The organism is Cytobacillus massiliigabonensis, assembly GCF_900199725.1.
GTDB classification, from domain to species: Bacteria; Bacillota; Bacilli; order Bacillales; family Cytobacillaceae; genus Cytobacillus; species Cytobacillus massiliigabonensis.
Window position 1 is genome coordinate 593,417 of the sequence record NZ_LT904903.1, and the last position, 8,474, is coordinate 601,890.

Sequence of the window (8,474 nt, forward strand, 5' to 3'; positions counted from 1 at the left end):
AGGAATGAAGCCCGTATACGAACAGCGCCCCCCGAAAAAGGTCACTCATAATAGGAATGAAGCCCATATACGAACAGCGTCCCCCGAAAAAGGTCACTCATAAGAGGAATGAACAATACATCATATAGGTTAAAGAACCATCCCTTCTCTGCCAGTTTTATCCTATGCTTATCGGGTCTGGTTAAGTCTCCTGCGCTTTTCTTTTTTCATTATTATACTAATGATATAATGATGAAATGGAATGTTAGAATGGGGGAAGTATGGATGTATAATGTTCGCGAGTGGCGACATGTGTTTAAACTTGATCCGAATAAAAGTATTTCTGATGAGCACTTAGAAAAAATTTGTGAATCAGGAACGGATGCGATCATTGTTGGTGGAACGGATGGCATTACTTTAGAAAAAGTGCTTGATTTAATGTCTCGAATCCGGAGATATACAGTACCTTGTGTACTTGAGGTATCTGCGATTGATTCAATTACGCCAGGATTCGATTTCTACTTTATTCCGACTGTTTTAAACAGTACGGATACAAAATGGATCACAGGGCTTCATCATGAGGCCGTTAAAGAATTCGGCGAAGTGATGAATTGGGAAGAAATATTAGTCCAAGGCTATTGTATTCTTAATGAGGAGTGCAAAGCAGCGAAGCTTACGAATGCGAAAACCGCATTATCGATAGATGAGATCAAAGCATATGCGATGATGGCAGAAAAAATGTTCCAGCTGCCAATTTTTTATCTAGAATACAGTGGAGCATATGGCAATCCAGAAATAGTATCAGAAGTGAAAAAAATGCTAGAAAAAACTACTTTGTTTTACGGCGGCGGAATTGAAACAGCAGAGCAGGCGAAAGAAATGGCTGCTGCAGGAGATGTTATTGTTGTTGGAAACATTATATATACAGATGTAAGTGCTGCACTAAAAACAGTACCTGCAGTGAAAAGTATTCCTCTTGGACAAATCAGCTAGGTTTACTTGTTGAGAGCTTGATTTGCAGCAGCAGAAGACTTAAAATAAAAACAGGAACATATGTTTGTATGGTGGTGAAGAAAGTCGATGAATTATTTATCAGATAAACTGTTAAATGGATTAAATCCTCAGCAGCAGCATGCGGTTAAGGCAACAGATGGCCCTCTTTTGATCATGGCAGGGGCAGGCAGTGGTAAGACAAGAGTATTAACGCATCGAATCGCTTATTTAATGGTTGAAAAAGGCGTGAACCCTTATAATATTTTGGCGATTACCTTTACGAATAAAGCGGCTAGAGAAATGAGAGAACGGATTCAAAGAATGATGGGTGGAGCAGCAGATGAAATTTGGATTTCTACCTTTCACTCGATGTGTGTACGGATTTTAAGAAGAGATATTGACCGGCTTGGTTTTAACCGGAACTTTACCATTCTTGATTCGACGGATCAGCAATCAGTTATTAAATCAATTTTAAAAGATAAGAACCTCGATCCAAAGAAATTTGATCCTCGTGCTATACTCGGATCAATCAGCTCAGCGAAGAATGAGTTAACAACACCTGAGGAATTCGCAAAAACAGCAGGTGACTATTTCCAAAATGTCATCAGTGATGTATATACTGAATACCAGAAAAGACTTAGAAGAAATCATGCATTAGATTTTGATGATCTTATTATGACAACCATTCAATTATTTCAGCGGGTGCCAGAAGTGCTTGAATATTATCAGCGTAAATTCCAGTATATTCATGTGGATGAGTATCAAGACACAAACAGGGCTCAATATATGCTTGTAAAGTTTCTTGCAGCACGTTTTAAAAATCTTTGTGTTGTTGGTGATTCCGACCAATCCATTTATCGCTGGCGAGGGGCTGATATTGCCAACATCCTTTCATTTGAAAAGGATTATTCAAATGCACAGGTCATTTTGCTTGAGCAAAATTACCGTTCCACAAAAAGAATTCTTCAAGCAGCCAATGAAGTAATTGGAAGGAATATGAATCGAAAGCCGAAAAATCTTTGGACGGAAAATATGGAAGGAAATAAAATCTTCTATTACCGAGCGGATAGTGAACAAGGAGAGGCACAATTTGTCGTTGGGAAAATTAAAGAATTGATGCGTGAGGGAAACCGAAATCTATCAGATATCGCCATTCTATATCGAACGAATGCACAATCCCGTGTGATGGAGGAAGTGCTCTTAAAATCGAATATGGAGTACTCCATTGTTGGCGGAATCAAGTTCTATGATCGGAAAGAGATTAAGGATATCCTTGCCTACTTGCGTTTAATTGCTAATCCTGATGATGACATTAGCCTCCAAAGGATTATTAATGTACCAAAGCGCGGAATTGGCTCTGGTTCTATTGATAAGATTGCCAATTTCGCCTTGCTCCATGAAATGACGATGTTTGATGCGCTGGATTCAATTGATTTAATTGGTCTTAGTCCAAAAATAACAAAAGCGGCAGCTGAATTTAGAGATTTAATCAAAAACTATACGCGAATGCAGGAATACCTTTCTGTCACAGAGCTTGTAGAAGAAATATTAGAGAAATCAGGCTATAGAGAGATGCTTATTGCGGAGAAATCAATAGAAGCGCAAAGCAGACTTGAAAACCTGGAAGAATTTCTATCTGTAACCAAAAACTTTGAAGAAGGCAGTGAAGACAAAAGCCTTGTTGCTTTTTTAACCGATTTAGCGCTTGTTGCAGATATTGATAAGTTAGATGATGATGGTGAAAAAGCGGATGCTGTTGTATTAATGACTCTTCATTCAGCGAAAGGGCTTGAATTCCCTGTTGTCTTTTTAATTGGTTTAGAGGAAGGGGTGTTTCCTCATAGCCGCTCTTTAATGGAAGAAGCAGAAATGGAAGAGGAGCGCCGTCTCGCCTATGTGGGAATTACAAGAGCGGAAGAAGAGCTGTTTATTACAAATGCTCAGATGCGTACATTGTTCGGACGAACAAATATGAATCAGCCATCACGTTTTATTAAAGAAATTCCTGAAGAATTATTAGATGGCTTGCAGCCGGTTCAAAAAACAGCTTCACCTTTTGGAGCTTCTTCATTTGGTTCTGCAGCTTCAAGACAGCCGCAAAGAAAGCCTGTTATCCGCCCTGCGATGAATTCAACCGGCGGGGATGAAATAGGCTGGAAGGTTGGGGATAAAGCTGCTCATGGCAAATGGGGAACAGGAACAGTTGTTAGTGTTAAAGGAGATGGAGAGAGCACCGAACTTGATATTGCTTTTCCAAAACCAATTGGCATTAAACGGTTATTGGCTAAATTTGCTCCCATTACAAAAGGCTAATTGTATCGCAGATTAACGGGATGTAAGATCCTCCTTGAGATGCTGAAGGACAAAAAATTTCAAGTGGGGTATCTAACATCCCGTAAATTCCCGACGACGGACAGGATGTCCTAGTGAGGCGAAGACCACAGGACGTGCGTTTCTGAACGTGATTGGTTCAATTAACAATCAGTGAGAGTGGAGGAAGACTAAAAATGTGAAGTGCAACGTCCGCAGTAGCACATCTTATGCGTCTAAAAATCCCCACTGATTGAGTTTCACTTTATCTAGAAAGGGTTGGATATATGGACCTTCAGACTGCTGAAAAAAAAGTAAAAGAATTACACACATTGCTTAATGAATATAATTATGAATATCATGTTCTTGATCAGCCGTCCGTCCCGGATTCAGAATATGATCGGCTTCTTAGAGAACTGATAGAATTAGAAGCCCAATATCCTGAACTAAAAACGGCAGATTCTCCAACTCAGCGTGTAGGCGGCGAGATTCTTGACATGTTTGAGAAGGTACAGCATCAATCACAAATGCTAAGTCTTGGGAATGCCTTTAATGAACAGGATCTTAAAGACTTTGATCGCCGGGTTCGACAGTCTGCTGGAGAGAATGTGTCATACGTATGTGAATTGAAAATAGATGGTTTAGCTGTTTCTCTTCGCTATGAGGAAGGCTTATTTGTTCTCGGGGCAACGCGCGGAGACGGTTCAATAGGAGAAAATATTACCGCAAATTTACGAACCATCCGTTCCATACCCTTACGTTTAAATAAAGATTTAACCATGGAAGTACGTGGAGAGGCTTTTATGCCGAAACGTTCCTTTGAGACATTAAATAGATTGAAGGCGGAAAAGGGAGAAGAAGCTTTTGCTAATCCTAGAAATGCAGCAGCAGGCTCATTAAGACAGCTTGATCCTAGAATTGCAGCTTCAAGAAATCTTGATGTATTTTTATATGGAGTTTCAGACACAGGTGAGACAGGTGTTGAATCCCATAGTGAGGCACTTGACTTGTTGGATACACTTGGTTTTAAGACAAATAAAGAACGGAAAAAATGCGAAAATATAGAAGAAGTGCTAGAATATATCGATAAATGGACAAGTGAGCGGCCGAATCTTGTGTATGATATTGATGGCATTGTGATTAAAGTAGATTCTCTTGAACAGCAAGAGCAGCTCGGAACAACAGCAAAAAGCCCGCGTTGGGCCATTGCCTATAAGTTCCCAGCAGAAGAGGTCGTCACGACGTTAAAGGCAATCGAGTTGAGTGTGGGCAGAACGGGCGTGATTACTCCAACTGCAATTCTTAATCCTGTTCGTGTAGCAGGAACGACGGTTCAACGCGCTTCCCTTCATAATGAAGATCTTATTCGAGAGAAGGATATCAAAATTGGTGACCAAGTGGTTATAAAAAAGGCTGGAGATATTATTCCAGAGGTAGTAAATGTTTTAGCAGAACGCAGAACAGGAGAAGAAGTTGAGTTTCATATGCCAACTCACTGCCCGGAATGCGAAAGTGAACTTGTACGTCTCGATGGCGAGGTAGCTTTGCGTTGTATAAATCCGAAATGTCCAGCACAAATACGAGAAGGTTTAATCCACTTTGTATCCCGCAACGCGATGAATATTGACGGTCTTGGAGAAAAAGTAATAAGCCAATTATTTTCAGAAAACCTCATTCAGGATGTAGCTGACCTATATAAGTTAACCTTTGAACAGCTTATTGGACTTGAACGCATGGGAGAAAAATCAGTAAATAAACTACTGGAAGCGATAGAAGCCTCCAAGGTGAACTCGCTTGAAAAGCTGTTATTTGGGCTTGGGATTCGACATGTAGGTGCCAAAGCAGCAAAGACATTAGCCCAGCAATTTGGACAGATGGATGAATTAATAAATGCAGATTATGAACAATTAACGGCCATTAATGAAATAGGAGAGAAGATGGCTGACTCTATTGTCAGTTACTTTGAGCTAGACGAAGCAAAGGCTCTGATTGATGAATTAAAAGCTGCTGGAGTCAACATGGTATACACTGGACCGAAGCCTGTATCCATTGACCAGTCAGAATCGATTTTTGCTGGAAAGACAGTTGTACTAACTGGAAAGTTAGAAAAGCTCAAGAGAAATGAAGCAAAGGACAAAATCGAAGCACTAGGCGGCAATGTATCTGGAAGTGTCAGCAAGAAAACAGACATTGTTATCGCTGGTGAAGATGCAGGGTCAAAGCTTGCAAAAGCACAGGAATTAGGAATTGAGATTTGGGATGAGGAGAGACTGATTGAAGAATTAAATGTGTAAGAGGTGGAAAGGCCATGAAGAAAATAATAATGCTATCTCTGTCTCTTGTTCTTCTGCTTACAGGCTGTGCGCCGAACTTTAATAAGCAGGAGGAGGTTGTTCAGGATAAAGAAGACGCAAAAGAGAAAGCGATCATACCAAACTACAAAATTTCAGACAGTTACTATCAAACAATTCTGCCTTTCAAACCAAGTAAATCAAGAGGGCTTGTAGTTAATAATATTAATTCAAAATTTAATCTTACTGAATTTGAAACAGGGCTAATGAGAGTTGCTCAGAATATGTATGATACAGATAAATATGTCTTTCAAGAAGGCCAATTTTTAGAAAGCGATCAAGTTCGTCTTTGGCTAAACCGCAAGTATACGGCCGGGCAATTAAAGGAAAAAAAGTTAGAGGAAGAAGACAACATCGGTCTTAATCCTCTCGATAATGGAAAAGAAGAAACACCAAAATACCTTGCACATATTTTAGAGCATGATTATTATGTGAAAAATGAAGAGGGAAAGTATAAATTAGGTGGAGTAGTGGTTGGTCTAGCCTTGAACTCAGTATATTATTATCAAAAGGTTCAATTCGGTGCCTGGTATGAAACGGAAATTGATCATGCAGAACTAGAAAGAGAAGGAAAAAAGCTTGCTGATGAAGTATTAAAACGATTACGTAAAATGGATGAACTAAAGGATGTTCCTATTACAGTTGCTTTATTTGAACAGCAAAGCAGGACATCTGTTGTTCCGGGTACTTTCTTTACCTATGCGAATGCTGAAAAGGGAAGTGCTAGCCTAGAGGGATGGGAAAAAATAAAAGAGGAGTATTTCCAATTCCCATCAACAGAAGCTTCAGAAAGCCATCGGGATGATTTAACTGCTTTTCTGAATTTTAAACAAGATGTAGAAGCCTATTTTCCTAATTTTAATGGAGTAATAGGGAAGGCGTTTTATGCAGATGGACAGCTACAGGAGCTTAATATTAATATTCCTATTCAATTCTATGGAAAATCAGAAGGAATTGGCTTTACACAATATGTGACCGGCCTTGTTGTGAAACATTTTCCTGACTATATTTCTGTACAAGTAGAAATTTCGTCTGTGAATGGTCCAGAAGGGCTTATTGTCCGTAAAGCAGACCAAAACGAGCCATTTGTTCATATATATCAATAAGAAAATGGAGAGATAATATGACTGATTATTAGAATCACATATTATCTCCAATTATTAGTGTAGAATAGTGTTCATTTACACAGAATGTTTGAAGAAGAGAAATGAATCATGTTAAGATAAGCTTGTTGGAATGGGAGCCTTTTTAAGAGATATACTAATACTTAAAAGGGATAGCATCTGGTAAACAGGGTGTAGTTTTAATACATAGGAGGCGGAAACTTTGGTACAACCATACAAACATGAACCATTTACTAATTTTAAATTGGAAGAAAATCATCAAGCCTATTTAACTGGGTTAAAAACAGTTGAAAGCTATTTAGGGAAGGATTACGATCTAGTTATCGACGGAGAGCGCATCTCTACAGAAGACAAAATCGTATCTTATAATCCTGCTAATAAAACAGAAGTAATTGGCCGTGTGTCTAAAGCAAACCGCGATCTTGCTGAAAAAGCGATGCAAGCTGCAGTAGAAGCGTTTAAAACATGGAAAAAAGTAAAAGCTGAAACACGTGCAGACGTATTATTCAAAGCAGCTGCCATCATTCGCCGCCGCAAGCATGAGTTTTCTGCACTTTTAACAAAAGAAGCAGGCAAGCCATGGAATGAAGCGGATGCAGATACAGCAGAAGCAATTGATTTCCTTGAATTCTATGCTCGTCAAATGTTGAAAATTAAAGAAGGCGTGCCTGTAAACAGCCGTCCAAATGAATATAACCGTTATGATTACATTCCATTAGGTGTTGGAATCATCATTTCACCATGGAACTTCCCATTAGCGATCATGGCTGGAACGACTGTTGCGGCAATCGTAGCGGGAAATACAGTTCTTTTAAAGCCAGCTTCAACTACTCCAGTTGTTGCCGCAAAATTCGTTGAGGTCATGGAAGAAGCGGGTCTTCCTAAAGGTGTGTTAAACTTTGTACCAGGAAGCGGTGCAGAAGTGGGCGACTACTTAGTAGACCATAAGGATACACGTTTCATTAGCTTTACAGGATCTCGTGACGTAGGTCTTCGTATTTTTGAACGTGCTTCTAAATTAAGCGAAGGCCAAGTTTGGATGAAGCGTGTCATTGCAGAAATGGGCGGAAAAGACACAATCGTTGTCGATAAGGAAGCGGATCTTGAGTTAGCTGCGACTTCGATCGTTGCCTCTGCATTTGGCTTCTCAGGGCAAAAATGCTCTGCATGCTCTCGTGCAGTCATCGTTGAAGATGTGTACGACCAAGTGTTAAATCGTGCAGTTGAATTAACAAATGAATTAACACAAGGGGACCCAACGGACCCGAATAACTACATGGCTACAGTAATCGATCAAAGTGCATATGATAAGATCATGAGCTATATTGAAATTGGCAAAAAAGAAGGAAAGCTTATGACAGGCGGAGAAGGAGACGACTCCAAAGGCTACTTCATTAAGCCGACAATTTTCGCAGACCTTGATCCAGAAGCTCGCATCATGAAAGAGGAAATCTTTGGTCCGATTGTTGGATTTACAAAAGCAAAGGATTTCGATCATGCAATTGAAATTGCGAACAACACAGAATATGGTTTAACAGGAGCGGTTATCACAAATAACCGTAAGAATATCGAAAAAGCACGTGAAGATTTCCATGTTGGAAACCTATACTTCAACCGTGGATGTACAGGTGCGATCGTTGGATACCAGCCATTTGGCGGCTTCAATATGTCAGGAACAGACTCAAAAGCAGGCGGTCCTGACTACATCCAGCTTCAT

General features: G+C 39.8%; 5 protein-coding genes. All 5 read left to right on the top strand.

The features are described from left to right. The first annotated feature begins 264 nt into the window (after positions 1-264). Complete coding sequence (pcrB, locus tag C1726_RS09055) at positions 265-972, top strand: heptaprenylglyceryl phosphate synthase (RefSeq protein ID WP_102272828.1); 708 nt, start codon at positions 265-267, stop codon at positions 970-972. A gap of 87 nt (positions 973-1,059) precedes the next feature. After that, positions 1,060-3,285, top strand: coding sequence for a DNA helicase PcrA (gene pcrA, locus C1726_RS09060; RefSeq protein WP_102272829.1), 2,226 nt, complete (start codon positions 1,060-1,062; stop codon positions 3,283-3,285). Positions 3,286-3,569: 284 nt separating this feature from the next. Next, positions 3,570-5,576, top strand: coding sequence for an NAD-dependent DNA ligase LigA (ligA, locus tag C1726_RS09065; RefSeq protein WP_102272830.1), 2,007 nt, complete (start codon positions 3,570-3,572; stop codon positions 5,574-5,576). A gap of 14 nt (positions 5,577-5,590) precedes the next feature. Continuing rightward, positions 5,591-6,739 carry a CamS family sex pheromone protein gene (locus C1726_RS09070; RefSeq protein WP_102272831.1) on the top strand — a complete coding sequence of 383 codons (1,149 nt, stop codon included), beginning with the start codon at positions 5,591-5,593 and terminating at the stop codon, positions 6,737-6,739. A gap of 220 nt (positions 6,740-6,959) precedes the next feature. Further along, positions 6,960-8,474, top strand: a 1,515-nt coding sequence (gene pruA / locus C1726_RS09075) for an L-glutamate gamma-semialdehyde dehydrogenase (RefSeq protein WP_102272832.1), incomplete at its 3' end; no start/stop codon positions are given.